The organism is Oceanobacillus kapialis, from assembly GCF_044790185.1.
Taxonomy (GTDB): Bacteria; Bacillota; Bacilli; order Bacillales; family Amphibacillaceae; genus Oceanobacillus_B; species Oceanobacillus_B kapialis.
Window position 1 is genome coordinate 1,543,975 of record NZ_CP085256.1, and the last position, 24,243, is coordinate 1,568,217.

At 37.8% G+C, this 24,243-nt stretch carries 26 protein-coding genes; 16 read left to right on the forward strand and 10 right to left on the reverse strand.

All coding sequences use genetic code 11. The annotated features are described in order from the left end of the window. The first annotated feature begins 3 nt into the window (after window positions 1-3). Both LG273_RS08160 and LG273_RS08165 read left to right on the forward strand, forming a co-directional pair. Complete coding sequence (locus LG273_RS08160) at window positions 4-1,845, forward strand: ABC transporter ATP-binding protein (RefSeq protein WP_379560922.1); 1,842 nt, start codon at window positions 4-6, stop codon at window positions 1,843-1,845. A 105-nt stretch (window positions 1,846-1,950) separates the two neighbouring features. Next, window positions 1,951-2,616: a potassium channel family protein gene (locus LG273_RS08165; protein ID WP_379560924.1), complete on the forward strand. Its 666-nt coding sequence runs from the start codon at window positions 1,951-1,953 to the stop codon at window positions 2,614-2,616. Window positions 2,617-2,720: 104 nt separating this feature from the next. Here the strand turns inward: LG273_RS08165 and rnjA are convergent, their stop codons facing one another. From rnjA to def, 3 genes are all read right to left on the reverse strand, one after another. Continuing rightward, entirely contained in the window at window positions 2,721-4,388 is a 1,668-nt protein-coding gene (gene rnjA / locus LG273_RS08170; protein ID WP_379560925.1) for a ribonuclease J1, read from the reverse strand. Continuing rightward, window positions 4,389-4,601, reverse strand: a complete 213-nt coding sequence (locus LG273_RS08175) for a DNA-dependent RNA polymerase subunit epsilon (protein ID WP_379560926.1) — start codon at window positions 4,599-4,601, stop codon at window positions 4,389-4,391. It abuts the gene before it with no gap. 605 nt (window positions 4,602-5,206) lie between these two features. Beyond that, window positions 5,207-5,758: a peptide deformylase gene (gene def, locus LG273_RS08180; RefSeq protein ID WP_379560927.1), complete on the reverse strand. Its 552-nt coding sequence runs from the start codon at window positions 5,756-5,758 to the stop codon at window positions 5,207-5,209. A gap of 242 nt (window positions 5,759-6,000) precedes the next feature. Here def and LG273_RS08185 point away from each other — a divergent pair, with 242 nt between their 5' ends. From LG273_RS08185 to lpdA, 5 genes are all read left to right on the forward strand, one after another. Next, a complete protein-coding gene (locus tag LG273_RS08185; protein ID WP_404459125.1) occupies window positions 6,001-6,726 on the forward strand; it encodes a YkyA family protein in 726 nt (241 codons plus the stop codon). A gap of 497 nt (window positions 6,727-7,223) precedes the next feature. Continuing rightward, window positions 7,224-8,267, forward strand: coding sequence for a pyruvate dehydrogenase (acetyl-transferring) E1 component subunit alpha (gene pdhA, locus LG273_RS08190; RefSeq protein WP_379561197.1), 1,044 nt, complete (start codon window positions 7,224-7,226; stop codon window positions 8,265-8,267). A 3-nt stretch (window positions 8,268-8,270) separates the two neighbouring features. Next, window positions 8,271-9,248 carry an alpha-ketoacid dehydrogenase subunit beta gene (locus LG273_RS08195; RefSeq protein WP_379560929.1) on the forward strand — a complete coding sequence of 326 codons (978 nt, stop codon included), beginning with the start codon at window positions 8,271-8,273 and terminating at the stop codon, window positions 9,246-9,248. Between the two features lie 24 nt (window positions 9,249-9,272). Beyond that, window positions 9,273-10,541, forward strand: coding sequence for a dihydrolipoamide acetyltransferase family protein (locus LG273_RS08200; RefSeq protein ID WP_379560930.1), 1,269 nt, complete (start codon window positions 9,273-9,275; stop codon window positions 10,539-10,541). Window positions 10,542-10,544: 3 nt separating this feature from the next. Further along, window positions 10,545-11,954: a dihydrolipoyl dehydrogenase gene (gene lpdA, locus LG273_RS08205; protein WP_404459128.1), complete on the forward strand. Its 1,410-nt coding sequence runs from the start codon at window positions 10,545-10,547 to the stop codon at window positions 11,952-11,954. A gap of 363 nt (window positions 11,955-12,317) precedes the next feature. Here lpdA and LG273_RS08210 read toward each other — a convergent pair whose 3' ends face one another. Beyond that, window positions 12,318-13,841: a BCCT family transporter gene (locus tag LG273_RS08210; RefSeq protein WP_404459130.1), complete on the reverse strand. Its 1,524-nt coding sequence runs from the start codon at window positions 13,839-13,841 to the stop codon at window positions 12,318-12,320. Window positions 13,842-14,090: 249 nt separating this feature from the next. Between LG273_RS08210 and LG273_RS08215 the strand changes: the two genes are divergently transcribed. Together LG273_RS08215 and LG273_RS08220 are read left to right on the forward strand one after the other, a co-directional pair. Beyond that, window positions 14,091-14,975: a polysaccharide deacetylase family protein gene (locus LG273_RS08215; RefSeq protein WP_404459132.1), complete on the forward strand. Its 885-nt coding sequence runs from the start codon at window positions 14,091-14,093 to the stop codon at window positions 14,973-14,975. A gap of 272 nt (window positions 14,976-15,247) precedes the next feature. Beyond that, on the forward strand, window positions 15,248-15,352 hold the full coding sequence (locus LG273_RS08220; protein WP_379560934.1) for a GapA-binding peptide SR1P: 105 nt from the start codon (window positions 15,248-15,250) through the stop codon (window positions 15,350-15,352). Between the two features lie 63 nt (window positions 15,353-15,415). Here LG273_RS08220 and LG273_RS08225 read toward each other — a convergent pair whose 3' ends face one another. Then, a complete protein-coding gene (locus tag LG273_RS08225) occupies window positions 15,416-16,888 on the reverse strand; it encodes an aminotransferase class I/II-fold pyridoxal phosphate-dependent enzyme (RefSeq protein ID WP_404459134.1) in 1,473 nt (490 codons plus the stop codon). Window positions 16,889-17,025: 137 nt separating this feature from the next. Between LG273_RS08225 and LG273_RS08230 the strand changes: the two genes are divergently transcribed. Further along, window positions 17,026-17,982, forward strand: a complete 957-nt coding sequence (locus LG273_RS08230) for an NAD(P)H-dependent flavin oxidoreductase (RefSeq protein ID WP_379560936.1) — start codon at window positions 17,026-17,028, stop codon at window positions 17,980-17,982. Between the two features lie 12 nt (window positions 17,983-17,994). Beyond that, window positions 17,995-18,261 (forward strand): UPF0223 family protein, encoded by a 267-nt coding sequence (locus LG273_RS08235; RefSeq protein ID WP_379560938.1) that lies wholly within the window; start codon window positions 17,995-17,997, stop codon window positions 18,259-18,261. Between the two features lie 112 nt (window positions 18,262-18,373). Here LG273_RS08235 and LG273_RS08240 read toward each other — a convergent pair whose 3' ends face one another. After that, window positions 18,374-18,991 (reverse strand): YktB family protein, encoded by a 618-nt coding sequence (locus tag LG273_RS08240; RefSeq protein ID WP_404459136.1) that lies wholly within the window; start codon window positions 18,989-18,991, stop codon window positions 18,374-18,376. 296 nt (window positions 18,992-19,287) lie between these two features. Here LG273_RS08240 and LG273_RS08245 point away from each other — a divergent pair, with 296 nt between their 5' ends. Both LG273_RS08245 and LG273_RS08250 read left to right on the forward strand, forming a co-directional pair. Continuing rightward, a complete protein-coding gene (locus LG273_RS08245) occupies window positions 19,288-19,491 on the forward strand; it encodes a hypothetical protein (protein ID WP_379560941.1) in 204 nt (67 codons plus the stop codon). 82 nt (window positions 19,492-19,573) lie between these two features. Then, the gene (locus tag LG273_RS08250; RefSeq protein ID WP_379560942.1) at window positions 19,574-20,383 is read left to right on the forward strand and encodes an inositol monophosphatase family protein; all 810 of its coding nucleotides are present in this window, start codon (window positions 19,574-19,576) and stop codon (window positions 20,381-20,383) included. A gap of 6 nt (window positions 20,384-20,389) precedes the next feature. Here LG273_RS08250 and LG273_RS08255 read toward each other — a convergent pair whose 3' ends face one another. Beyond that, window positions 20,390-20,566: a DUF5325 family protein gene (locus LG273_RS08255; RefSeq protein ID WP_379560943.1), complete on the reverse strand. Its 177-nt coding sequence runs from the start codon at window positions 20,564-20,566 to the stop codon at window positions 20,390-20,392. A gap of 159 nt (window positions 20,567-20,725) precedes the next feature. Between LG273_RS08255 and LG273_RS08260 the strand changes: the two genes are divergently transcribed. Beyond that, the gene (locus tag LG273_RS08260; protein WP_379560945.1) at window positions 20,726-21,028 is read left to right on the forward strand and encodes a YlaH-like family protein; all 303 of its coding nucleotides are present in this window, start codon (window positions 20,726-20,728) and stop codon (window positions 21,026-21,028) included. 227 nt (window positions 21,029-21,255) lie between these two features. Here LG273_RS08260 and LG273_RS08265 read toward each other — a convergent pair whose 3' ends face one another. Further along, window positions 21,256-21,459 (reverse strand): YlaI family protein, encoded by a 204-nt coding sequence (locus tag LG273_RS08265; RefSeq protein WP_379560946.1) that lies wholly within the window; start codon window positions 21,457-21,459, stop codon window positions 21,256-21,258. A gap of 146 nt (window positions 21,460-21,605) precedes the next feature. Here LG273_RS08265 and LG273_RS08270 point away from each other — a divergent pair, with 146 nt between their 5' ends. Further along, complete coding sequence (locus LG273_RS08270; protein ID WP_379560947.1) at window positions 21,606-21,911, forward strand: hypothetical protein; 306 nt, start codon at window positions 21,606-21,608, stop codon at window positions 21,909-21,911. A 268-nt stretch (window positions 21,912-22,179) separates the two neighbouring features. On the opposite strand, the gene LG273_RS08275 is transcribed toward LG273_RS08270, so the two are convergent. Further along, window positions 22,180-22,773, reverse strand: coding sequence for a YhcN/YlaJ family sporulation lipoprotein (locus LG273_RS08275; protein WP_379560948.1), 594 nt, complete (start codon window positions 22,771-22,773; stop codon window positions 22,180-22,182). A gap of 249 nt (window positions 22,774-23,022) precedes the next feature. Then, entirely contained in the window at window positions 23,023-23,607 is a 585-nt protein-coding gene (locus LG273_RS08280) for a hypothetical protein (protein ID WP_404459140.1), read from the reverse strand. A 62-nt stretch (window positions 23,608-23,669) separates the two neighbouring features. Here LG273_RS08280 and LG273_RS08285 point away from each other — a divergent pair, with 62 nt between their 5' ends. Next, window positions 23,670-23,951 (forward strand): YlaN family protein, encoded by a 282-nt coding sequence (locus LG273_RS08285; protein ID WP_036573332.1) that lies wholly within the window; start codon window positions 23,670-23,672, stop codon window positions 23,949-23,951. The last annotated feature ends 292 nt before the right edge of the window (window positions 23,952-24,243 follow it).

The window sequence follows — 24,243 nt, forward strand, 5'->3', positions numbered from 1 at the left end:
TAGATGGCAAAGGCTAAGAAGAAGGAAACAGAAAGTAGGCATTTAACTCGGTTTCATTACACGGTGGACCAGGCCGTTGAGAAACAATTTAACTGGAAACAGATGATGCGCCTGCTTGTTTACTTAAAACCATATTCAAAAAATTACTTGCCTGCTGCGGTTATAGCCATGTTTGTATCCACAGCAGTTCGCTTGATTGTACCAATCCTTATTGGGAAAGTCGCTATTGATGTCGCAATAGAAAATCAAGATACCACACTGTTAACATACCTTGTTGTCGGGATTGGGATTTTATATTTACTAAGCTATGTTGGGAACACATTTCGAATTAAATGGGTCAATATTCTAGGACAAAATGTGATATATGACCTAAGACAACACTTATTTTCTCACGTCCAACGTTTATCACATCGCTTTTTTGATTCTCGTTCAGCGGGTTCGATATTGGTAAGAATCATGAATGATATTAATTCCTTACAGGAGCTGTTCACGAACGGTATTATTAATTTGCTAATGGATGTTGTTACGTTAGTCGGCATAATTGTCATCTTGCTCGTTTTAAGTCCAAAACTAGCTCTAGCTATTATGGTGATTTTGCCGATTATGTTTTATATTTCTACAAAGCTGCGAAGAAATATTCGGCGTTCGTGGCAAGATGTTCGAATTCAGCAATCTCGTATGAATTCGCATTTAAACGAGGGCATTCAAGGGATGCGTATTACACAATCTTTTTCGCAGGAAAGAGAGAATGGAGAATACTTCAATGGGGTGAACCAAGGCTTCTTTGAAAGTTTCCGTAATGCATCTAAAAAAAGTGCTATGTTTAGACCATTTGTAGAAATGAGTAATGCAATTGGTACTGTTATCTTAATTGCCTATGGTGCACATCTTATTTTACTAGGGGAAGGAAATGGGGGAATAGAGTTAGGTACATTTGTAACATTTGCTTTTTTCCTTGGTATGTTTTGGGAGCCAATTTCCCGACTTGGTCAGATGTACAACCAGCTTTTAATGGCAATGGCAGCCTCTGAAAGAATTTTTGAATTCCTTGATGAGCAGCCAAATGTGGATGAAAAGGACACTTCCTATAATATTGAAAAGATGAAGGGAAATATCGAGTTCGATAAAGTAGAGTTTTCATATGATGAAGACCGAATTGCCTTGCATGAAATTTCACTCAATATTAAGCAAGGACAGACAATAGCGCTTGTCGGGCATACGGGTAGTGGGAAATCCACTATCGCTAACCTGATTAGTAGGTTTTACGACCCAACAAAGGGGGCAGTCAAGATTGATGGGCATGATTTAAGGGATGTTAAAATCAACAGTCTCCGTCAAAAAATTAGCGTTGTTTTACAGGATACTTTTATATTCTCAGGCACCATTATGGAAAATATCCGTTTTGGTAACCCAACTGCCTCAGATGAGGAAGTCATTGAAGCAGCAAAAGTAGTAGGTGCAGATGACTTTATTCAAAGACTAGGTGAAGGCTATCAGACTGAAGTTGAAGAGAGAGGGAATATCCTATCTGCAGGGGAGAGGCAATTGTTGTCCTTTGCAAGGGCGTTGTTAGCAGACCCGACCATTCTCATTTTAGACGAAGCAACGGCTAGCATTGATACAGAAACAGAAGTGAAAATACAAAAAGCTCTAAACACTTTACTTGAAGGAAGAACAGCAATTATTATTGCACACAGATTGTCTACAATCAGAGAAGCAGATAATATTTATGTACTAGAAAACGGAAGGGTACTTGAAAGTGGAAACCATGAGCAATTAATGGCAAAGCGTGGAGAGTACTTCGGATTGGTAAAATCTCAATTCCAAATGCTTGATGCTATGTAGTAATAGAAATATTAGGAAGGAGCAACTCGAAAAGAGGTTGCTCCTTTTTCTACTAATCATGTATGATAGCTATAGCGACAAAGTTGAGTGATGGAGGAAAAAAGAATGAAACGAGATTTTGCAGTTATTGGGCTAGGTAGATTTGGGGGGAGTATCTGTCGTGAGCTAAGTATGGAAGGAATGGAAGTACTAGTCATTGATAATGACGAGGATAAAATTAATGAGTATAAAAATATTGCTTCCCATGCTGTAATTGCAGATGCAACAGATGAAGCCTCTTTAAAAGAACTAGGTATTAAAAACATAGACCATGTTATCGTGGCCATCGGGGATAATATTCAAGCCAGTATTTTGACGACAGTTATTCTTACTGACCTCGGGATAAAGAAAATTACAGTGAAAGCTCAAAATGATTACCATGAGAAGATATTAAATAAAATTGGTGCAGATAATGTGGTTCATCCTGAAAGAGACATGGGAAAAAGAATTGCCCATAATATTATTTCGAATAATATTCTAGATTATCTAGAACTCTCAGATGACCACAGTATTGTAGAGGTAAAAGCAGGTAAGAAGATGGTTGGAAAGACATTAATTGATTTAGACATCCGTGCGAACTACGGTTGTAACGTTGTTGCAATTAAGCAAGGGAAAGATATAAATGTGTCACCTGCAGCAGAGGATGTATTAGTAGAAGAGGATGTGCTAATTGTAATTGGTTCCGATAAGGATATTTCACGATTTGAAAAAAACCTTGTCATTGAAGATTAAAAGTGGATACGTAATGCTCAGATTGAGAAGTGGTTTATCTTAGTAAACTAAATAGCAAATAAAAAGCCCGGAAAATTGTTTTCCGGGCTTTTCGTATAGCTCTATTACACTTCCATTATGATTGGTAAAACCATAGGTCTGCGTTTCGTTTTTTCATAAAGGAAAGGTGCAATGGTATCTGTTATTTCATTTTTAATTTCCGACCACTGAGTGGTTCTGCGTTCCATAACTTTGTTTAGGTGGCTGGAAACCAGCTTCTGCGCCTCATTAATAAGGTCTTCTGACTCTCTCATATAAACAAACCCGCGAGAGATAATGTCAGGGCCTGCAGAAATCTTAAATTCCTTCATATTGATACTAACTACGACAATTACTAGTCCTTCCTCAGAAAGGATACGACGGTCGCGAAGAACAATATTCCCGATATCGCCAATACCACTACCGTCTACATAAATGGAGCCAGAAGGGATTTTACCAGCGATCATGGCATTGTCTTTACCTAATGCCAATACATCACCATTGTCCATTACAAAGGAGTTAGCTGGATCAACGTCACAAACTTGGGCCAATTTGATGTGCTCTTTTAACATTCGATACTCACCATGGATTGGCATAAAGTACTTCGGTTTGATTAAACGTAACATCAGCTTTTGTTCTTCTTGACTTCCATGACCAGATGTGTGAATGTTGCTAAGTTTACCATGGATTACATCAGCACCAGCACGATAAAGCTTATTAATGGTTCTACCAACACTAACTGTATTTCCAGGGATTGGTGAAGAAGAGAATACAACAGTGTCACCAGGTATAATTTGTATTTGTCTGTGTGTACCGTTTGCAATACGTGAAAGGGCAGCCATCGCTTCACCTTGGGAACCTGTACATAATATCGTAACTTCATGTGCAGGTAGACGGTTTATTTGATTTGCTTCAATAAACGTCTCTTTAGGGGCTTGAATATACCCTAATTCTTGTCCAAGATTAATTGCATTTTCCATACTGCGACCGAAAACAGCAACTTTACGGTTGTGCCTTACTGCTGCTTCTACAACTTGTTGGAGGCGGTAGATATTGGAAGCGAACGTAGCAAAAATTAATCTGCCATCAACACGACTAAAAATGTCATGAATACTTTCGCCGACTACTCTTTCTGACATGGTAAAGCCCGGTACTTCACTATTAGTACTGTCTGAAAGTAAGCAAAGTACGCCTTCTTTGCCTATTTCTGCCATTCTGGAAAGGTTTGCAGGTTCCCCTACAGGTGTGAAATCAAATTTGAAATCACCAGTGTGTACAATATTCCCTGGAGGTGTTTTCACCACTATTCCAAAAGAATCAGGGATGCTGTGTGTGGTACGGAAAAAGCTAACAGAAGTTTTACGGAACTTTATGATATCATCTTCTTGAACGGTATTTAATTTAGCATTTCTTAATAATCCATGTTCGTCAAGTTTATTTCTAATTAATCCAATTGCAAGTTTCCCTGCATAGATCGGCACGTTTACTTCACGGAGAAGATACGGTATTCCACCAATATGGTCTTCATGTCCGTGTGTAATAAATAATCCTTTAATCTTATCTTGGTTCTGCACAAGGTACGTATAGTCAGGGATGACATAGTCAATACCTAAAAGTTCTTCTTCAGGAAACTTGATTCCAGCATCAATTAATATGATTTCATCCTGAAATTGAACACCATAGGTATTCTTACCGATTTCACCTAACCCGCCAAGTGCAAAAACTGCTGCTTGGTCATTTTTAACAAATTTCATTTATTGTGCGTTCTCCAACTTAAAGGATTCTGATTGTTTTTCATACTCTAAATGTGCCTCGTCTAGAACATGGATATATTCAATGTTATATTTTTTCTCACTTAAACGGGAACGAACTTCACGCATGGAGTCCGCTTCTACATATGCACTTTTCGTGCGTTCACGAACTGGGATTTCATCTCGCAGTTCTTGATATAATACTTTATAAATCAATTTCATCTCTCCTTGTATCTTTCTTCATAAAAATTTATGATTATATTTTTTTGCAGTCCGTAAAGATAGTGATATACACTCATCTGTTAAATTCCGTATCGTCCGTAATTAACTATTGTACCCTTTTACATTGTACAGTGGGAAACCTTATTGGTAGTCTTCTTTATTACAAGTTGTAGGTACACGTCCTTGGCCTAAAAAGTCTTTCCAGCGTTTCTTGAGCTTTTCTTTCAGGCGTTTTAACATACGAATGCAACTCCTTTCGAATATTAAGAAAAGCAACAAAAACGTTCTACCGATCCAATCCCTCTTAGTTATAGTATAGTACGAGTTGAGGAATATTGAAATAAAAATACGTTATTTGTTGGAAAAATATTTCGTATTATATATAGAAATCGCATGTCAGCTTGGTATTATCTATTTTTCACCTAGATAATTTTCTTATACATTTACAACAAAAATAGAAATTATATGAAGGGGATAACTAGTGGAGGAAGCAGTAGCTAAGATTCTTAAGGAGAGTGTTCGCCATAAGTTATTAGTGCGCCTTTTTTAGAGTGAGAGACACCATCCTTGTCTCCCGCTCTTCTATTAAAGGCTTTTTCCTAGTCAATAGCTTTTGCGTTCTCAGGTATAGCAAATGGATTCTTGTTATTTATACGATCGTAGAACATAATGCCATTTAAATGATCGATTTCATGTTGGAAGACAATTGCGGCATACCCTTTTAGTCTCAATTTAAGAGGATTGTTATCCATATCCGTGGCCTTTACAGTAATTCTTGCATGCCGTATCACATAACCTTCCACCGATCTATCAACCGATAAACAACCTTCACCAGCAGATAAATATGCATCCTCGACAGAGTGGCTAACTATTTTAGGGTTTACTAGTCCATAACTATATAGTTTACCGTTCGGATCTTCAAAGTGTATGGCAATAAGGCGTTTGTTAATCCCAAGTTGCGGGGCTGCTACCCCGACACCAGCTCTTAAATCATATTTCTGAGCAATTTCATCATCTTGACTGTTTTTTAAAAAAGTCAACATTTCCTCAAGTAACTCCCGATCTTCTCGCTCGAGAGGTGTTTTCACTTCTTCTGCAACAGTTACAAGTGAGGGGTGTCCCTCACGGACAATGTCTTTCATTGTAATCATATTTGGTCACTCCTACCTAATTCGGAATTTTAATAATGCTGGTTCTTACTCAATGTATGGAAGCTATTCTTACACAGTTGACTCCCGGTTTTTATAATTCAATACTATATTTTATCATAACATGACACAAATGATCATAAAGTTTGATTAAAAACGTTTTAGGGTATATTTTTCATCGGAGATAACAAATGTTTTGTGTTATACTTGGTGGCATACATCAAGAATGAAGGGGGAATTGAGCGATGTCATTTAAAAAAGCATCCATTTTATTCGTATTAGGCTTGTTTGCTTTCATTTCTGCCTGTAGCAGTGAATCAACAGAGGAAAAAATTCATGGGCATTTAGAAGAAGCTGTGGCACAGGAAAAGGGGTTTGAAGAACAGCAAAGCAAGATCACAGAACTAGAACAGAAGGAACAAGAATTATATAGTCAGATTATTGAACTTGGAACAGATGAGATGAAAAAGATTACAGAGCTTTCTCAACAAGCAATAGATGCTGTCACACAGAGAGAGGAAAGTTTAAAAGCTGAGAAAGAAAGCCTTGATGCTGCTAAAGAAGAATTTCAAAAAACGGAGGATCTTATTGCAGAAATAGAGGACGAGCAGTTGAAAGAAACAGCAGAATCCATGTATTCGACAATGTCGGATCGTTTCTCCGCCTATGACGAGCTTTACCAGGCTTATGAGACCTCCATTCAGCAAGAGAAAGAACTGTATGAAATGTTTCAGCAAGAAGATACAGAGCAAGAAGCTCTTACAGAACATATCAATACTATAAATGAAAGCTATCAACAAGTGTTAGATGCAAATGAAACATTCAATACAAACACAACTGCCTATAACGAACTTAAAAAGGAATATTACTCTCAGGCTGGTATCGAAGTTCAGTATGAAGATGCCGGTTCAAAAGGTAATCAAGAGGGAGAGCAGTCAGAAGAAGAGCAAGAGGAAAATCAATCTGCCTAATGGAAAATAGTAAAAAAGAGCTGACAAACTGTCAGTTCTTTTTTTAATGGAACTGTACAACTAAATAGTAATACAGTTTTGTCATTAAAATATAACAGTTTACTTTTTACTTGAAGAAATGTGCTATAAAAAACCCGTTAATATACGGGGGATAGACTTTACAACTCATATTTACTTTTTCAGCAACTAACATGAAGTTTATCAAGCTCAAAGCGGAAAAACAAAGTGTTTGACCAAATAATAATTTTAGGCTAGTATTTAAGTATAATAATTATTGTACTAATAAATATTGCTGCCCAAATGGTACAGATTGAGATAGAGATCAAACCTAAGATTATAAGAAAATGAAAAAGGGTACAAGGTTATTAGTGATTTTGTACAGTTTTTTTATGTTTTGGGTAGGCTAGTAAGGACAATATTATTTAAAAAGGATATAAGAAAGGAAGAGGTGAACTATTTTGAAACACGTACTAGAAAGTGTTGAAAGTCAGTTCGAAATGTTCCAGATTCTTAATGAAGATGGAAAGATTGTCAACAAAGATGATATGCCTGATCTATCCGATGAGGAATTAAAAGAATTAATGCGCAGAATGGTTTACACACGCATTCTTGATCAACGCTCCATTGCACTTAACCGTCAAGGACGTCTTGGTTTTTATGCACCAACTGCAGGACAAGAGGCTTCTCAGCTTGGAAGTCAATTCGCACTAGAACAAGACGATTTTCTATTACCAGGATACCGTGATGTACCTCAATTAATCTGGCAAGGTCTTCCGCTTTATCAAGCGTTCTTATTCTCTAGAGGACACTTCCACGGTAACCAAATGCCAGAAGGTGTTAATGCATTAAGCCCACAAATTATTATCGGAGCTCAATATGTTCAAGCTGCTGGTGTAGCACTTGGAATTAAAAAGCGTGGTAAAAAAGCAGTTGCTGTAACGTACACTGGTGATGGTGGTACTTCTCAAGGTGATTTCTATGAAGGAATTAACTTTGCTGGAGCATACAAAGCACCGGCGCTTTTCTTTGTCCAAAATAACTATTTCGCAATTTCTGTTCCAGTTGAAAAGCAAACAAATGCAAAAACACTTGCACAAAAAGCTGTAGCAGCAGGAATTGAAGGTATACAAGTTGATGGTATGGACGTGCTAGCTGTTTATGCTGTAACAAAACATGCTCGTGAACGTGCGATCAATGGTGAAGGTCCATCATTAATTGAAACGCTAACGTATCGTTACGGTCCACATACTATGGCTGGTGATGATCCAACCCGTTACCGTACAGAAGATTTAGATAACGAATGGGAAAAGAAAGACCCACTTGTACGCTTCCGTAAATTCCTTGAAGAAAAAGGTATTTGGTCTGAAGAGGAAGAAAATAAAGTAATCGAAGAAGCAAAAGAAGAAATTAAAAAAGCAATCAAACAAGCAGATGAATATCCAAAACAAAAAGTAACGGACTTTATCGAAAACATGTTTGAAGAACTTCCAAACAACTTGCAGGAGCAAATGGAAGAATACAAAGAAAAGGAGTCGAAGTAAATCATGGCACAAATGACAATGATTCAAGCAATCACTGATGCAATGCGCACAGAATTAAAAAATGACGAGAATGTGCTTGTATTTGGTGAAGATGTTGGTCAAAATGGCGGTGTGTTCCGTGCTACTGAAGGATTGCAGGATGAATTCGGTGAAGAGCGCGTATTTGATACACCACTAGCTGAGTCAGGTATTGGCGGCCTGGCAGTAGGACTTGCTCTTCAAGGCTACCGTCCAGTACCGGAAATCCAATTCTTCGGCTTCGTTTATGAAGTAATGGATTCTATTAGTGGACAGCTTGCACGTATGCGTTACCGTTCAGGCGGACATCATACTGCACCTGTAACAATCCGTTCACCATTTGGTGGTGGTGTACACACTCCAGAACTACATGCTGATTCACTAGAAGGCTTAATCGCACAACAACCGGGAATAAAAGTAGTTATTCCTTCTAATCCATATGATGCGAAAGGTTTATTGATCTCAGCAATTCGCGATAATGACCCTGTATTGTTCTTAGAACACATGAAACTTTACCGTTCATTCCGTGAAGAAGTTCCTGAAGAGGAATACACAGTAGAAATTGGTAAAGCAGAAGTAAAACGTGAAGGTACAGACGTTACGTTGATTTCTTATGGAGCAATGGTTCACTCTTCATTGAAAGCTGCTGAAGAGCTTGAGAAAGACGGCGTTTCTGCTGAAGTAATTGACTTAAGAACGGTATCTCCAATCGATATTGATACTATTATCGAATCTGTTAAGAAAACCAACCGCGTAGTAGTAGTACAAGAAGCACAGCGTCAAGCTGGTGTTAGTGCTAATGTGGTAGCTGAAATTCAAGAGAGAGCAATTCTTCATCTTGAAGCACCTGTTTTACGTGTGACAGCACCAGACACAGTGTATTCTTTCTCTGCAGCGGAAGAAGTTTGGTTACCAAACCATAACGACATCGTAGAAAAAGTAAACACAGTATTGAATTTCTAAATAAGTGAACAGGAGGTAGTTAACATGGCATATGATTTTAAATTGCCGGATATTGGTGAAGGTATTCACGAAGGTGAAATAGTTAAGTGGTTTGTTAATGTAGATGACGAAGTGAAAGAAGATGACGTACTTTGTGAAGTGCAAAATGACAAAGCAGTTGTTGAAATTCCATCTCCAGTTGAAGGTAAAGTAACAAAGCTTCACGTCGAAGAAGGTTCTGTAGCAGTAGTGGGCGATAAATTAATTTCATTCGATGCGGAAGGCTACGAGTCTTCTGATGAAGAAGAAGCTCCAGCTGAAGAAGAAACGAAAGAAGAAGCACCGAAAGAAGAGAAAGAAGAAGCTGCCAAATCTGAAGACAAAGAAGCAGGCAGTGACAAACGTGTTATCGCAATGCCTTCTGTAAGAAAGCATGCTCGTGATAATGATGTAAACATTAGTGACGTAACCGGATCAGGGAAAAATGGTCGTGTGTTAAAAGAAGACATTGATAATCATCTAAATGGTGATCAGCCGTCTGCTCAGTCTGAAGCTCCAGCTACCGAAGAGAAAGCTGCGAAGTCAGCACCAAAAGCAGCACCACAAGGCGATTATCCAGAAACTCGCGAAGCAATGAGCGGTATTCGGAAGTCAATTGCTAAGGCGATGGTTAATTCCAAAACAAAAGCTCCTCATGTTACACTAATGGATGAGGTTGATGTTACAGAGCTTGTTGCGCATCGTAAGAAATTCAAAGCTGTCGCAGCAGAACAAGAGATTAAATTAACGTATCTTCCATATGTTGTGAAAGCTCTTGTGTCAGCATCTAAGAAGTTCCCTATCTTAAACTCTTATATTGATGAGAATACAGATGAGATCGTAGAGAAGCATTATTACAACATTGGTATTGCTGCCGATACTGAAAAAGGTTTGCTAGTACCAGTTGTGAAAAATGCTGACCGTAAATCAATCTTCACTATCTCTCAAGAAATTAATGAGTTGGCAGGAAAAGCACGTGATGGTAAACTTGCACCAGACGAAATGAAAGGTGCTTCCAACACAATTTCTAACATTGGTTCAGCAGGTGGACAATGGTTTACTCCAGTATTAAACTACCCTGAAGCGGTCATTCTAGGCATTGGACGTATCGCTGAAAAACCAGTTGTAAAAGATGGTGAAATTGTTGTTGCACCAGTACTTGCATTATCATTAAGCTTTGATCACCGTATTGTTGATGGAGCAACAGCACAAATGGCTCTAAATCAGATCAAACGCTTGTTGAGCGATCCACAATTAATTATGATGGAGGCGTAAATTATGGTAGTAGGAGATTTCCCGATTGAATTAGACACACTAGTAGTTGGCGCAGGTCCTGGTGGATATGTTGCAGCAATTCGTGCAGCACAACTAGGACAAAAAGTGACCATTGTAGACAAAGGAGCACTTGGAGGAGTTTGCTTAAACGTTGGATGTATTCCTTCAAAAGCATTAATTCAAGCTGGGCACCTTACAGAGCATGCACATGGTAATGAAGAGCTTGGTATTAAAACAGAAAATGTTACTGTAGATTTTTCTAAAGTTCAAGAATGGAAAGGCAGTGTTGTAAATAAACTGACTTCTGGTGTCGAAGGACTTTTAAAAGGTAACAAGGTAGATATTTTGAAAGGTGAAGTATACTTTGTTGATAAAAATACAGCTAGAGTAATGGATGAGAAAAACTCTCAAACGTATACGTTTAATAACTGTATTATTGCAACTGGTTCTACACCAATCGAAATTCCTAGCTTTAAATTCTCTGACCGTGTATTAGACTCTACTGGAGCGCTAAACCTTAAAGAGATTCCTAAGAAAATGGTAGTAATTGGTGGAGGTTACATCGGTACTGAATTAGGTACTGCATATGCTAACTTTGGAACTGAAGTTACTGTTTTAGAGGGAACAAAAGATATTCTTGGTGGATTTGAAAAACAAATGACCCAAGTAGTTAAAAAGCGCTTGAAAAAGAAAAATGTTTCCATCATCACTGAAGCTATGGCTAAAGGTGTAGAAGAAACAAAAGATGGCGTAACTATCTCTTATGAAGTGAATGGTAAAGAAGAAAAAATTGATGCAGACTATGTTCTTGTAACCGTTGGACGCCGTCCTAATACTCAAGAGCTTGGTTTAGAACAAGTTGGTATTGAAATGGATGATCGCGGACTTGTTCAAATCGACAAGCAATGTCGTACAAATGTAGATAACATCTATGCAATCGGTGATATCGTACCAGGTATGCCACTTGCACATAAAGCATCTTACGAAGGAAAAATCGCTGCAGAAGCAATCAGTGGAGAAAAAGCGGAAATCGATTATATCGGTATGCCAGCTGTTGTATTCTCTGATCCAGAATTAGCTTCAGTTGGTCTAACTGAACAAGAAGCAAAAGATGCAGGCTATAAAGTTAAAGCTGCTAAGTTCCCATTTGCAGCAAATGGCCGTGCACTTTCTCTAAATGATAGTGATGGCTTTATGAAACTAATTACGCGTGAAGAAGATGGCCTTGTAATTGGAGCACAAATTGCTGGTCCAAATGCAAGTGACATGATTGCTGAAGTTGGTTTAGCTATCGAAGCAGGCATGACTGCTGAAGATATCGCACTAACTATCCACGCACATCCAAGCTTAGGTGAAATTACAATGGAAGCTGCAGAGCTTGCAATGGGTACACCTATCCACATGATGAAGTAATAGGATTTCTACCAGGAACGAGTGTAAGTTAAATAGAGGGCTGTCTCATAAGTCGGAGGACGATTTGCGAGGCAGTCCTCTTTTTTCTGCCCTTTTGTAGTATGAGCGTGCCATGTATGCTTCCTGTGGCTTGTTTGCTAATGATTTATGCCAACCCTCAATGATTTGCCATCGTAATATTGAAAAGCTCATTTCAAGTATAGCAATGGTATTATCTATTGGAGCTAGAAGGATTTAACTGTGAGTCACAATAACAATAAAAAACCGAGATGATTTGGGTGCTATTACCAATCTTTCCCAATCATCTCGGTCATATATATAAAATGATTTACAAGCTTTAACTACTACATCTTACATATTGTGTTATCTTCTTCTATATAGATCAATGTCCTTTGCCTCAGCCCTAAATGATTTAATTAAGGATGCTATAACCAAAATCATGATAAAGGCAAACGGGAAGGCGACAATGATCGAAGCAGTCTGTAAAGCTTCAAGCCCACCTTGCCATAATAGCACAGCAGCTGCACTTGACTGCAATAAACCCCAGATAAGCTTTACAATATTTGGTGGGTAAAGACTACCATTAGTTGTTTGCATACCCAACACAAATGTTGCAGAATCTGCAGATGTGATAAAGAATGTTGTAATGAGCAATATAGCAATGATTGTCATTACAATTGCAAATGGATAATTCTCCAACACAGAGAATAAAGCTGCCTCAGTTCCAATTTCATTTACATCTGCTTGTATATTTGCACCCTGGAAATATTCTAGATTAATTGCTGATCCTCCGAATACTGTAAACCAAAGTGCCCCAAAAATTGTTGGTACTAATAGAACACCGAGTACGAATTCTCTAATCGTGCGTCCGCGTGATACACGGGCAATAAACGTACCGACAAATGGAGACCATGATAACCACCATGCCCAATAGAATATGGTCCAATCTTTAATCCAAGTAGTATTATCTTCATTGAATGGTGTCATACGAAAACTCATACTAGGCAAGTTTTGAATGTAGCTTCCAAATGTGGTGGTAAACAAATTTAAAATATACGTGGTTGGACCTGCGAAAAGCAAGAAAACCATGAGTAAAAAAGCTAAAATAAGGTTCGCATTACTTAAATATTTAATCCCTTTATTTAATCCCGTCATTGCAGATGTTAAATAAAGTACCGTAACGATTCCTATAATAATAAGCTGTAGCACGATTGTTTGGTCCATGCCTGTTAAAAAGCGGATACCTCCACTAATTTGAATGGCACCAAACCCAAGCGATGATGCGACCCCGAAGACAGTTGCAAAGACTACGATGAAGTCAACAAGTGTACCCCATCTACCCCGAATATGGTCACCAAATAATGGTTCTAATATGGCACTTACTACACCGGGCGCTTGTTTACGGAATTTGAAGTATGCAAGAGCTAACGCGATGGTTGCATAAATTGCCCATGGATGTAAGCCCCAATGGAAAAAACTATATTGTAATGCCGTTTTTGCAGCATCACTTGTTTCTGCATCTCCATAAGGAGGTGAGTGGAAATGTGATAAAGGTTCTGCTGTCCCCCAGAATACAAGTCCAATTCCCATACCTGCACTAAATAACATAGCAAACCAAGTGAGGTAATTATATTCAGGTTTATCGCCAGGTTTACCTAGTTTTATATTTCCGTACTTTGAAAAGATTAAGTAGATTGAAAATATGAGGAAACCAGTTGCTGTAAGAAGATAGAACCAACCAAATTTGTCTACGAGATAAGTTTGTACAATACTTGTTACATTATCAAGATTTCCATTTGGCAGGACGGAATGTGGGATAATTCCCCATATTATAAATACGATTGTTATAGGTGCTGCTACCCAGAAAACATTAGATACTTTTTTCATATTGTCCCCTCTCTTAAATTTTTTAAATAATTGCTATGTAAGCACACATTTAAGTATTAAAACACATTCGTGGCATTCCTTCAAACTTAAACATACTATTCCCAAAAAGAAAAAATATAGCCGACTCTACGTTATACCCTCTATTACGGGGGTTAAACGCAATATAAAAAGGTATAGAAAACAATTGTAAAGTTTTCAAGGCATCACGTATAATGGAAGAAGTAATTTAAATCAACAGGAGGTTACATAATGCGACAATATATTTTGCCAATTCTGTTTGTCTTTGCCTTATTTTTAGTTGCCTGTAGTGATCAGCAAACTAGTAATGAGACAGCAGACGAGAAAAAAGATGAGGCTGCTAATCAGAAGGAAGATGCAAATGAAGTAGAAGAGCAGCAAGAAACAAAAGAGGAGCAAAGTCAGGAAACTGTTAAGAATGAAGAAATCGAAGAAGTGGAGGAACCTCTTTATCAAGTAGAGGCTGAAACTTCATCTATTATTCCACTAGATAAAAATGTCGGTACGAACGAAAATGTCGTGTTGTTAACGATTGATGATGTACCAGAAAACAATGCAATAAAAATGGCGGAAACATTAAAAGAACATGATGCTAGTGCAATCTTTTTTGTAAATGGGCATTTTATTAACACCGATGAAGGCGCAGAGAAATTGAAAAAAATTCATGAGATGGGTTTTCCGATTGGTAATCACACATACAGTCATCTAGACCTCACTACCATATCTGAAGAAGAACAAACAGAGGAAATTGTGAGTGTAAGTGATCGAGTGGAAGAAATCATTGGTGAACGCCCTAAATTCTTCCGTGCACCACATGGAAAAAACACGGAGCATTCAAAAGAGGTTGTAAAAGAGGAAGGAATGGCCTTAATGAATTGGACATATGGCTATGATTACTTTAAGCCATATATGAATGCTGAGAAATTAAAACAAGCGATGATTACTGGAGAAGGACCAGAAGCAGGAGTTGACTACTCGTTGTTAAAACCGGGGGCAAACCTTCTGATGCATGATCGAGAATGGACATCTGAGGCACTGGGGGACATTATTGAGGGGCTCCGTGAAGAAGGCTATGAGATGGTGAATCCAAATTTAATCCAGACACCAGGTAATTAAACAATGAACAGGTTGCTATTAAGTCATGGCAACCTGTTTTTTTGTTGCCATGAAATTATAGAATTCTAGTATGGGGATAACGAAATTAGCCACATCAAGTTCAGCTCCCAGAATAAAGGGTAATCTACGCAATTGCTCCTTGGTGCGGAAAGAAGATTTTTCAACATGGTATATTTAAAACTTTAAATAGTACATACTATTTAGGCTTGAAAAAATAATTATGACATATTATAATTTAATTGTAACATATAATTGGAGGGGGAGCTGATCCTATGGGTACGATTATTTGCCAGGATTGTCAAGAAATCATTGAGCATTTTGATGGGGAAAAAGTCACCACATTATATGGAACATGTCCGGGGTGTAATCAGGAGTAATAAGAAAGCGCATACTTGACGTAATTAGTAAATAAACCCGCATACAATTGTATGCGGGCGTTTTTAATTAAATGCTCGATATTCTTTTATGACACGAATTGTTTGGAGGGTTTCATCTTGTAACCCTTGGACGGGAAGACCAGCTTCAACATTTTTCCAAATATATTCGATGTTCTCATTTGTTATAATTTCGCCAGGGATGAAAATAGGTATGCCCGGGGGGTAGACCATAATAGATTCTGCGCTTATTCTACCAGCAGCAGTATTGAAAGGAATTACTTCAGTTTCTGCATAGAATGCATCCCGTGGCGCCAAAGCTAATCGCGGTATTTCAGGAATTGTTACCTGAACGTCTTTTTTAGAAGATAACGGTCGCATAGTTTCTTCTAATTGTCCAAGAGCAATTAATAACTTTTCTATCGTCTCAGTAGAATCTCCAGGTGTAATGATACATAAAATATTATAAAGGTCGGATAACTCAACCTCGATATTGAAATTATTTCTTAACCATACCTCGGCGTCATAGCCTGTAATCCCAAGGTCTTTAATCGAAATAATTAGCTTTGTTGGATCAAAGTGATAGGCTGCTTCTGAACCAATAACTTCTTCGCCAGTACAGTATATGAACTGTAACTCATTAATCGCTTTTCTTGCTTTGTTTGCGAGTTTAATTGCCTGATCAATTCTTGACTTTCCTGATATTGCTAACTGTTTTCTTGCTGTATCTAACGATGCTAGCAAAATGTAGGAAGTAGAGGTGGTTGTTAACATTGACAGGACAGTCTGCACTCGTTCGTGAGAGATTCTTTCTCCTTTTAGATTAAGTACAGAGCTCTGGGTTAACGAACCTCCCAATTTATGCACGCTTGTAGCTGCAATATCTGCTCCCGCCTGCATCGCAGAGAGAGGCAGGTCGTTATGAAAGTGAATATGCACCCCATGCGCTTCATCAACTAATACAGGTATATCATGAAGGTGAGCAATTTCCACGATGGACTCGAGATCTGCTGCAATACCAAAATACGTAGGGTTAATCACAAGTACTGCTTTTGCATCTGGATGTGCTTCAAGTGCATGGCGAACCGCTCGCGGTGTGATTCCGTGAGAAATTCCTAGTACAGGGTCCAATTCTGGATGAATAAAAACAGGGACAGCACCAGAGAAAATAATAGCAGAGGTCACGGACTTATGAACATTTCTCGGTACCAGAATTTTATCCCCTGGGTTACATACACTCATGACCATTGTCATGATAGCTCCACTTGTCCCTTGTACGGAGAAAAACGTATAGTCAGCCCCGAATGCTTCTGCTGCTAAATCTTGTGCTTCTTTAATAATGCCATTTGGGTGATGGAGATCATCAAGAGGTTCTATATTAATTAAATCCATTTTAAAAGCATTTTCACCAAGAAAGTCACGAAAAGAAGGCTCAACTGCCTTTCCTTGTTTGTGTCCAGGTATATGAAACTGGGTTGGATGTTTACGAATATGGTCTAATAACCCGGAAAACAGTGGGGTTCTTGTTTGGTCTTTCACAGTGTTGCACCTCATTTTTAAAATAAATAGCTAACGTATTATAGCAAATAAAGCTGGCAAATACTAGCTTCATTTTCATTCACAAGGTTAAGAAATATTGCTAGTATAAAAATATAACAGGAAGGGGGATGGGTGACGTGGAGTGGAAAACAAAAGTGACAAAGCTTTTGGACATTAAGTATCCAATTGTTCAAGGTGGCTTAGCCTATCTTGCATATGCAGATTTAGCTGCTGCTGTATCGAATGCCGGTGGCCTTGGACAAATTACAGCAATGAGTTTACCTGATGAACATCGACTTCGAGAGGAGATTCAAAAAGTTAAAAGCCTAACAGATAAACCTTTTGGGGTAAACCTCGCTATTGGCCAGCATGGCCGCCCATATGACCATATGCTACAAGTCGTATTAGAAGAAAAAGTCCCTGTACTTAGTATAACTGGAGGGAATCCTAAAGACATACTTAACAAAGCAAAAGGGGAAGATATAAAGACACTTGTACTTGTTGCTGCTAAAAGGCAGGCAGTAAAAGCTGAAGAACTCGGGGCAGATGCAGTGATGGTGGTCGGGTACGAAGGTGGAGGACACCTTGGACGCGGCGATATGGGAACGATGGTATTAACCCCGTTTGTCGGAGAGCATGTTTCGATACCGGTTATTGCTTCAGGTGGTATTGTAGACGGGAAAGGTTTAATGGCAGCGTTAGCTCTTGGAGCAGAAGGTGTAGAAATGGGGACAAGGTTCATTGCCACGAAAGAATGTGTAGACGCACACGTGTCATACAAGCAAGCAATACTTAATGCTGGAGAAGTATCTACTGTTGTGATTAAACGATCAATCGGCACACCGGCAAGAGCTCTGCGCAACTCCTGGACAGAACAAATTTTAGAAATGGAAAAATTAGAACCAGGGTATGATGCTTTAAAGGATTTAATCAGCGGCCAGGCAAATCAAAATTACATTATTAATGGTGATGAGCAAATGGGGTTTGGTTGGTCAGGGCAAGGAGCGGCTAGGATTAATGATATAAGCCCTGTAGATGAGGTTATACAAGCTATTATAAAGGAAGCAGAGCAAATAAGAACAAGCTGGCAATAAGGAGTGTATTGTATGAATTACCAATATCCTATAGATGAAACATGGAGTAAAGAAGAAATTATTGATGTCGTAAATTTCTTTTCTTTAATGGAAAAAGCTTATGAAAGTAAAGTCAATCGACGAAATGTATTGACACTTTATAGAAGATTAAAAGAGATCATTCCGTCTAAAAGTGAAGAAAAGAGAGTATTTGCAGAATTTGAAAAGGAGTCCGGGTATTCAAGCTACAAGGTTGTAAAAAAAGCGAGAGAGACGTCAGAGGAAGTATTCTCCATGTAATTGTATTTCCTTGGTTTTAAACAAATTTAAAATATCTTCAAAAAGCCTAAAAACTTGCAAAGAACTAAGGATCTTTGCAAGTTTTGTTAATAAGATTTATTTTCCGTATTTTTTACCGTTGGTTTAAAGCAATTTTATAGAAAGGAAGCAATTCCTTAAATGTTTCTTTAGCAGTAGTAATAAATGCATTTCCATCGGTAACACGCACGTCATCTGGTGAAAGATGTCTCCCAACTAAAAATTCTGCCTTCTTCACATCACGAAATCGTTCCAAATCTTTTTTCTGTAGCGCCTCAATTGAGATGGAATCCTTTTGCATATGGTCCAGGGAGACAACAAACTCATCGGGCAATTTCTTTAATGCAGCAAATTGTTCTAAATATGCTTGAGCAATTTCTTGTTTAGGTTCTAATTCATATATTAGCGCGAGCCAAATAAACAAATGATCATCAAACAAGCCAATTTGGAAGTGGGGGTGCTTTTTGTACCCGCGTTTATTATCAGCAATTGCCAACCATGTATCTTTTGGTGGGTTTACCGTTCTTCTAGCATGCTTGGCAATGTGTAAAAACATCTCATTCTGTAATTCAGCTGCAAGGTAATCTGCAAGAAGATCCCCAACCTCTTGGAATTTAGGTTGTATCCGTTCTTGGATCGCAGCCATTCTCTCTTCTAAACCTTCTATATAAAATGTTTTAAAATCCTCTTGTTTAAACCCTTGAAATGACATCATTAACCTCCATTTTCTTTACCTATTCTTAATATATAAAAGCTATAGATTATAATAATTATTATTAAGTAAAAATGAATTCAAGTCAAGGTAAACTGTATATTACTTATAAAATTAACTAGTCAAATTGGTGAGCAAAGGATGAACGCTTGTCGCACACTGTAACAATTATGTTTAAAACAAGCATATTATGGGGAATGTTATCAAGTAAATAGTTGATTTTCAGAAAATTATTGAACCAAATTAAAGGCCGGCTCATAAATATATTAAAAGTGATCTGAAAGGTTGTGGAAGAAGTGAAATATGTAATGGAGGCCTTACGTCGTAAAGAAGCACAGGAAAAGTTGCCTGTAATTCGAATGGAAATTGATTACGAATTAGTATCACTTTATGATGCATTACAAGCAGGGGACACAGTTGAGGTTATAAAAGCAAAAGAACGGCTTGAACAATTGCGCAAGCAGCTCCTACAAATTGAAAGTAAAGAAGACTCGAATTGAATTCTAATTCCATATTTAATGACGCTACCATCTTAATTTGATACTATGAATATATAGTTTAAAATTGAGTGGAGGTAGCCTAATGGAAGCAAAACTACGAGATGAGTTATTTCAACAGGCGAAGGAATGGGTATTGCAAGCGGGAGCAACTATTCGAAGAAAAATTGATGATCCATTGAACATTGATACAAAATCAAATCCAAATGATCTTGTAACAACGATGGATAAAGACACAGAAGCATTTTTTGCAAAAAAAATTAGAGATGCATATCCAAGTCACTTAATATTGAGTGAAGAGGGCTTTGGTGACGACCTCTCCACAATGGATGGAACAATTTGGATAATTGACCCAATTGATGGCACAATGAATTTCGTACATCAAAAGCGAAACTTTGCAATCTCTATCGGTATTTATCATGATGGTATTGGTGAAATAGGCTTAATATATAACGTTATGGATGACGTACTCTATAGTGCGCAGAGAACTCAGGGAGCATTTAAGAATGAGGTGGAAATTCCAAAACTTGATCCAAATGTTCCATTACATGAGTCCATTCTTAGCTTCAATCATTTTTGGTTATGTGAAAATCGTTTAGTCCATGAAAAAGAGATGCAACGATTGGTTAAAACAGTTCGCGGGACACGTACATATGGATCTGCGGCACTGGAATTTGCCTATACAGCTGAAGGAATTGTTGATGGCTATTTAACCATGAGTCTAGCGCCTTGGGATATTGCTGCAGGTATGGTGATCATCAATGAGGTTGGCGGTGTAACGACTACAGCGGATGGAAATCCTGTTAATATGCTGACGAAAAATTCCATATTTACATGCAACCCATGTGTACAACAAGAAATTTTGGAAGATTTCCTTATAAAAGGCAAAAAGTGATATCCATTAGATATCACTTTTTTTTCGCTTTAATGATATTCCATACCCCATAAAGGCAAAACCTAAGAAGATAAATAATGCAATCAACCAAACATTTCGTAAAGCAATTGCTACCCCACATCCAACAAACATCAGAATTACCAAACAGGCGAGCAAAAGCATAGGAAAATTAATCGTTTTCATTTAAACACCTCTATTCTTCTTCCCATAGTATAAACGATTAAAGTGGTAGTTTCAAAACCAATTCGACAACTTTTCAGGAAATTGGCATATTTACAGAAAGTCTAGTATGATAAAATGAATCTGTTAACTGTAATTTTGAGGGATTGATGGGGGATATAAATGGATACGAGTTTTAGTCTATTATTTGATCTGTACGTAGATAATTTCGGTACGGACCATATTTATGTAACATTTTACTTATTAAACTTATTGTTTGGTGCAATCGCTTTTAAGCTTGGTTTTGCCAGGAAATTACCATTGTTAAAAACTATTTTTGTCTATATTATGCTTGCTGTAGGAGTATACATATTAACAATTTTTAGTATTTTAAAGCTACCAATTACAGAGAGTCTCCTTGTTGTCTCACTAGTTCTCGGTATTTATCGGTTCCGACTACACCGTGAACGGAATGCAAGGGAATAAACAAGGAAATGGGACAAAAGTTCTCTACAGATGAAAACCCGAACTATCATGCAAGCCCTTGAATAAAGGTCTGCTTAGTTCGGGTTTTCTTATTGTAGCGTAGGAAGAACGCGGAGTGTTCTGTCGATTTAATGCTAAGACGTATTATTCGCATCTAATGATGATATAATGCTATACCTCAGCCTCTTGTTGTTTTTTATCCTACTCTGAGAGTGGGTGATTTTTGCTTAGATAAATTCATCTGAGCGTTTTTTCTCTTCCCTAAGTTTAAATTTGCCTGTAGCAAGCCTTTTCTTCGTATTATTTCCAATTCTCTCGTAGCAACTGGCACATAAATACATATGAATGCGACGATTCCTTAACCTTTTCGCTTGTAGGGAATGATCCTCTATATCCTCTATTTGATCACATATAGCACATTTTACCTGCATGTTGATCACCTCTAACTTAAAACATGTTGTATTTCTCTTTAGTATAACATATTTCGACTTTTTAAAGTGGAATAGGGAAGATGTTTTGTAAAATACTAATAAGGGAAAGGGATATTATACAACAAATATATAACGGAGGTGGTTCTGTGAAGAAGCGTACAATGCTATCGACAGCAGGCGCCATTGGAGCACTAAGTGTCACGGCTGGTTTCTTTCTTAAGGATAAGTCCAACAGGGAGAAGCTAAAGCAAGGTGTTCGTAAAGTGCCTGGAAAGCTTAAATTAAAGAAATCCAATGAAACATTTGAAGATGCAGGGGTACCTGACCAATCAAGTGAACAGGATATCTCGCAATTTGAAAATGCAAAAATGGTGTCAGAAGGGTCCCAATTTGGTGTTCAATATTATAACGAGCATAAAATAGACAACAATATTGAAAGGCAACAGAACTAAGAAAACTTAGCCAAAAGTCATAACCCAAGCCGAAAGATACAAATCTTTCGGCTTTACCTTAGCTGATTACTGTTAAATTGTGGATGTCATTCACTTTATCTCGCCTTAACTGCCAGTAAGACCCACTTCAAGAAAGCAGGAAGCAATCAAGCATTCTAAGTGGGGGTCAATTGTCAGTAAAGGTCCAATTCGTTCAACTAACATTTGGTGGGGGAGAAGGGAACCCCTCTCACCAAATGGAGTTTCACTTTATAAAAAGTGAATTTTTCTACTTGTCGTGGTGATTTGATTGTTCACCCTCAATTTCTTCAAGCTTTCGCTTATCTTTTTCTGGTATAATCTCTTTATTCTGATCTGGTTCCTGAGGCTGTTGGTCGTTAATAGGAAAATCTGGCATATACCTTCCAACAATAGCAGCGAGTTCGTCTACAATCCCCTGCACTGGTTGACCTTGTTGTATTTTATTTCCCATTCCTCGAATTCGCTCTGTAATGTCTGCATCTGCTACGACAATCGCTGATTTCCCGTATGGATCATGATAAAGTGCTTCAAGGACGGCGTATTTGATTGTTCCTACTCGGGACCGATCAAGGTCTTTGTCCACATCAATCCCAACTACTGCATATGGCCCTGCTACAACTGATGCAGCATCGTTTACATTCGGTACATCACTAGCGATGTTAGCAAGGTGTGTTGCGATTTGACTATTGTTTAAATTTTTCCGTTGAGCAGGATCAGAATCTTTTACTTGAATATATTGACTGCTTTCGTCCTTAGAGGCAAGTGGTTCTTCCTCCGATTGCTGACACCCGAAGCAGAATAATAAACTTCCTACCATCAAAAAAACAAACGGTAATTTCACTTTATTTCCTCCTCATACTTGTCATATCGTTATTTTGCTTGCAAACCATAAAAATATACAACGGAAGTTTCCCGTTGTATAAACGTCTGGCTAAATCGATATAGGTATGAGGAAACGAGAACTTTTTTGAAAGAAAATTCATCCCGCTTTATTTGGCAGAAAGGCCCTGGGGGTCATCTGCCAGTATGCCCCGGTTCGTTCAACTAACATTTGAAGGAGTAGAACTCCTCCTCCAAATGAAGTTTCACCCTATTCAATCACAATTTTTGTTATATGCTTGATTGGATTGTCTCTATTAGAGCCATCTTTATAATAAAGATGGACTGGACCATCTTCCTTTAAAGGCTTTCCTTCCACCGCAAATAAGAAATAACTATTAGTTAAATCAGTCAGGGATATTTTAATCTCTTTTTCCCCAGTAATTAAGATCGCATGTTTTGCTGAGGGTTTTACCTCCGCATTTGCAATGAAATCTTCAAGTGGTATTACGTAGGAATTAGTTAAAATTTTATCCCTTTCAAATTTCTTTATACTCTGGTTAACAGGTGGTTTAATACTTTGTTGATAGACTTCCCTGTCCCAACGCTTAGAAGCTCTTTCAAGTTCGCTATCTTTTTCCTGTTTTTCTTGTTTTCCCTCAAAGGCTTCCTCAAACAGTATTTTCCGATCATCAAAGATCCACACTGTTGGATCTAAAGTTATGGGATAGGTAACGTTTCCATTGATTGGTATAATCATAATTTTCACCTCTCTATATGTATCTTGTATAAGGATAGCAGACATAAATAATAATTTCACTTTATAAATTAAAAAAATATATAATTTTATTTGCATTTTTTTGGGTCTAACGATAATATAATATAGAAGAAAGTCTTTTAGCGGAGGGGATATATTTGATGCCTGAGGTGACCGTCAATCATCGTGAAAAAGCCTATGCCCTTCTTAAGGCTGATGCTGATAAAATTTTGCGATTAATAGAAGTTCAAATAGAAAATCTAACAATGCCACAATGCCCTTTATATGAGGAGGTCCTTGATACTCAAATGTTTGGACTTTCAAGGGAAATTGACTTTGCTGTGCGTTTAAATTTAATCAGCGAGGATGAAGGAAAAGCACTTCTCGAAAATCTGGAGAGGCAGCTTAATATACTGCATGAAGCAGCGCAAAACTCAGTATAATACTAGGTTTTTGGCGTTAAAACGATTTGTAAAAACTTTGCCCACTTGTTTTTGGCAAGGTTTTTTTGTACTTGGAGAAGTTGTAAACCGACACATATGTCATCCTGTGTACCGAAATAGTATAAAACAAGTTTTTAAAAAACAAGATTAAAAGGTGGTGTAATGGGGAAATAAATAGCTAACCTGCTGATAATGTAAGACTTATGCTATTTCCCATGAAACCATTATTCATTTCTAAAATATGTTATAATAAGATAATCTATAATGTTCATTACCTAAAATGGGGAGAAGC

Bases quoted from the DNA above. Each gene is read 5' to 3' on its own strand.
- rnjA (WP_379560925.1), bottom strand. From the start codon at position 4,388: ATGAAATTTGTTAAAAATGACCAAGCAGCAGTTTTTGCACTTGGCGGG.
- LG273_RS08220 (WP_379560934.1), top strand. From the start codon at position 15,248: ATGGGTACGATTATTTGCCAGGATTGTCAAGAAATCATTGAGCATTTT.
- LG273_RS08195 (WP_379560929.1), top strand. From the start codon at position 8,271: ATGGCACAAATGACAATGATTCAAGCAATCACTGATGCAATGCGCACA.
- LG273_RS08215 (WP_404459132.1), top strand. From the start codon at position 14,091: ATGCGACAATATATTTTGCCAATTCTGTTTGTCTTTGCCTTATTTTTA.
- LG273_RS08160 (WP_379560922.1), top strand. From the start codon at position 4: ATGGCAAAGGCTAAGAAGAAGGAAACAGAAAGTAGGCATTTAACTCGG.
- def (WP_379560927.1), bottom strand. From the start codon at position 5,758: ATGATTACAATGAAAGACATTGTCCGTGAGGGACACCCCTCACTTGTA.
- LG273_RS08210 (WP_404459130.1), bottom strand. From the start codon at position 13,841: ATGAAAAAAGTATCTAATGTTTTCTGGGTAGCAGCACCTATAACAATC.
- LG273_RS08285 (WP_036573332.1), top strand. From the start codon at position 23,670: ATGCCTGAGGTGACCGTCAATCATCGTGAAAAAGCCTATGCCCTTCTT.
- LG273_RS08255 (WP_379560943.1), bottom strand. From the start codon at position 20,566: ATGAAAACGATTAATTTTCCTATGCTTTTGCTCGCCTGTTTGGTAATT.
- LG273_RS08280 (WP_404459140.1), bottom strand. From the start codon at position 23,607: ATGCAAATAAAATTATATATTTTTTTAATTTATAAAGTGAAATTATTA.
- lpdA (WP_404459128.1), top strand. From the start codon at position 10,545: ATGGTAGTAGGAGATTTCCCGATTGAATTAGACACACTAGTAGTTGGC.
- LG273_RS08185 (WP_404459125.1), top strand. From the start codon at position 6,001: ATGTCATTTAAAAAAGCATCCATTTTATTCGTATTAGGCTTGTTTGCT.
- LG273_RS08240 (WP_404459136.1), bottom strand. From the start codon at position 18,991: ATGTCATTTCAAGGGTTTAAACAAGAGGATTTTAAAACATTTTATATA.
- LG273_RS08265 (WP_379560946.1), bottom strand. From the start codon at position 21,459: ATGCAGGTAAAATGTGCTATATGTGATCAAATAGAGGATATAGAGGAT.
- LG273_RS08235 (WP_379560938.1), top strand. From the start codon at position 17,995: ATGAATTACCAATATCCTATAGATGAAACATGGAGTAAAGAAGAAATT.
- LG273_RS08250 (WP_379560942.1), top strand. From the start codon at position 19,574: ATGGAAGCAAAACTACGAGATGAGTTATTTCAACAGGCGAAGGAATGG.
- pdhA (WP_379561197.1), top strand. From the start codon at position 7,224: ATGTTCCAGATTCTTAATGAAGATGGAAAGATTGTCAACAAAGATGAT.
- LG273_RS08200 (WP_379560930.1), top strand. From the start codon at position 9,273: ATGGCATATGATTTTAAATTGCCGGATATTGGTGAAGGTATTCACGAA.
- LG273_RS08260 (WP_379560945.1), top strand. From the start codon at position 20,726: ATGGATACGAGTTTTAGTCTATTATTTGATCTGTACGTAGATAATTTC.
- LG273_RS08165 (WP_379560924.1), top strand. From the start codon at position 1,951: ATGAAACGAGATTTTGCAGTTATTGGGCTAGGTAGATTTGGGGGGAGT.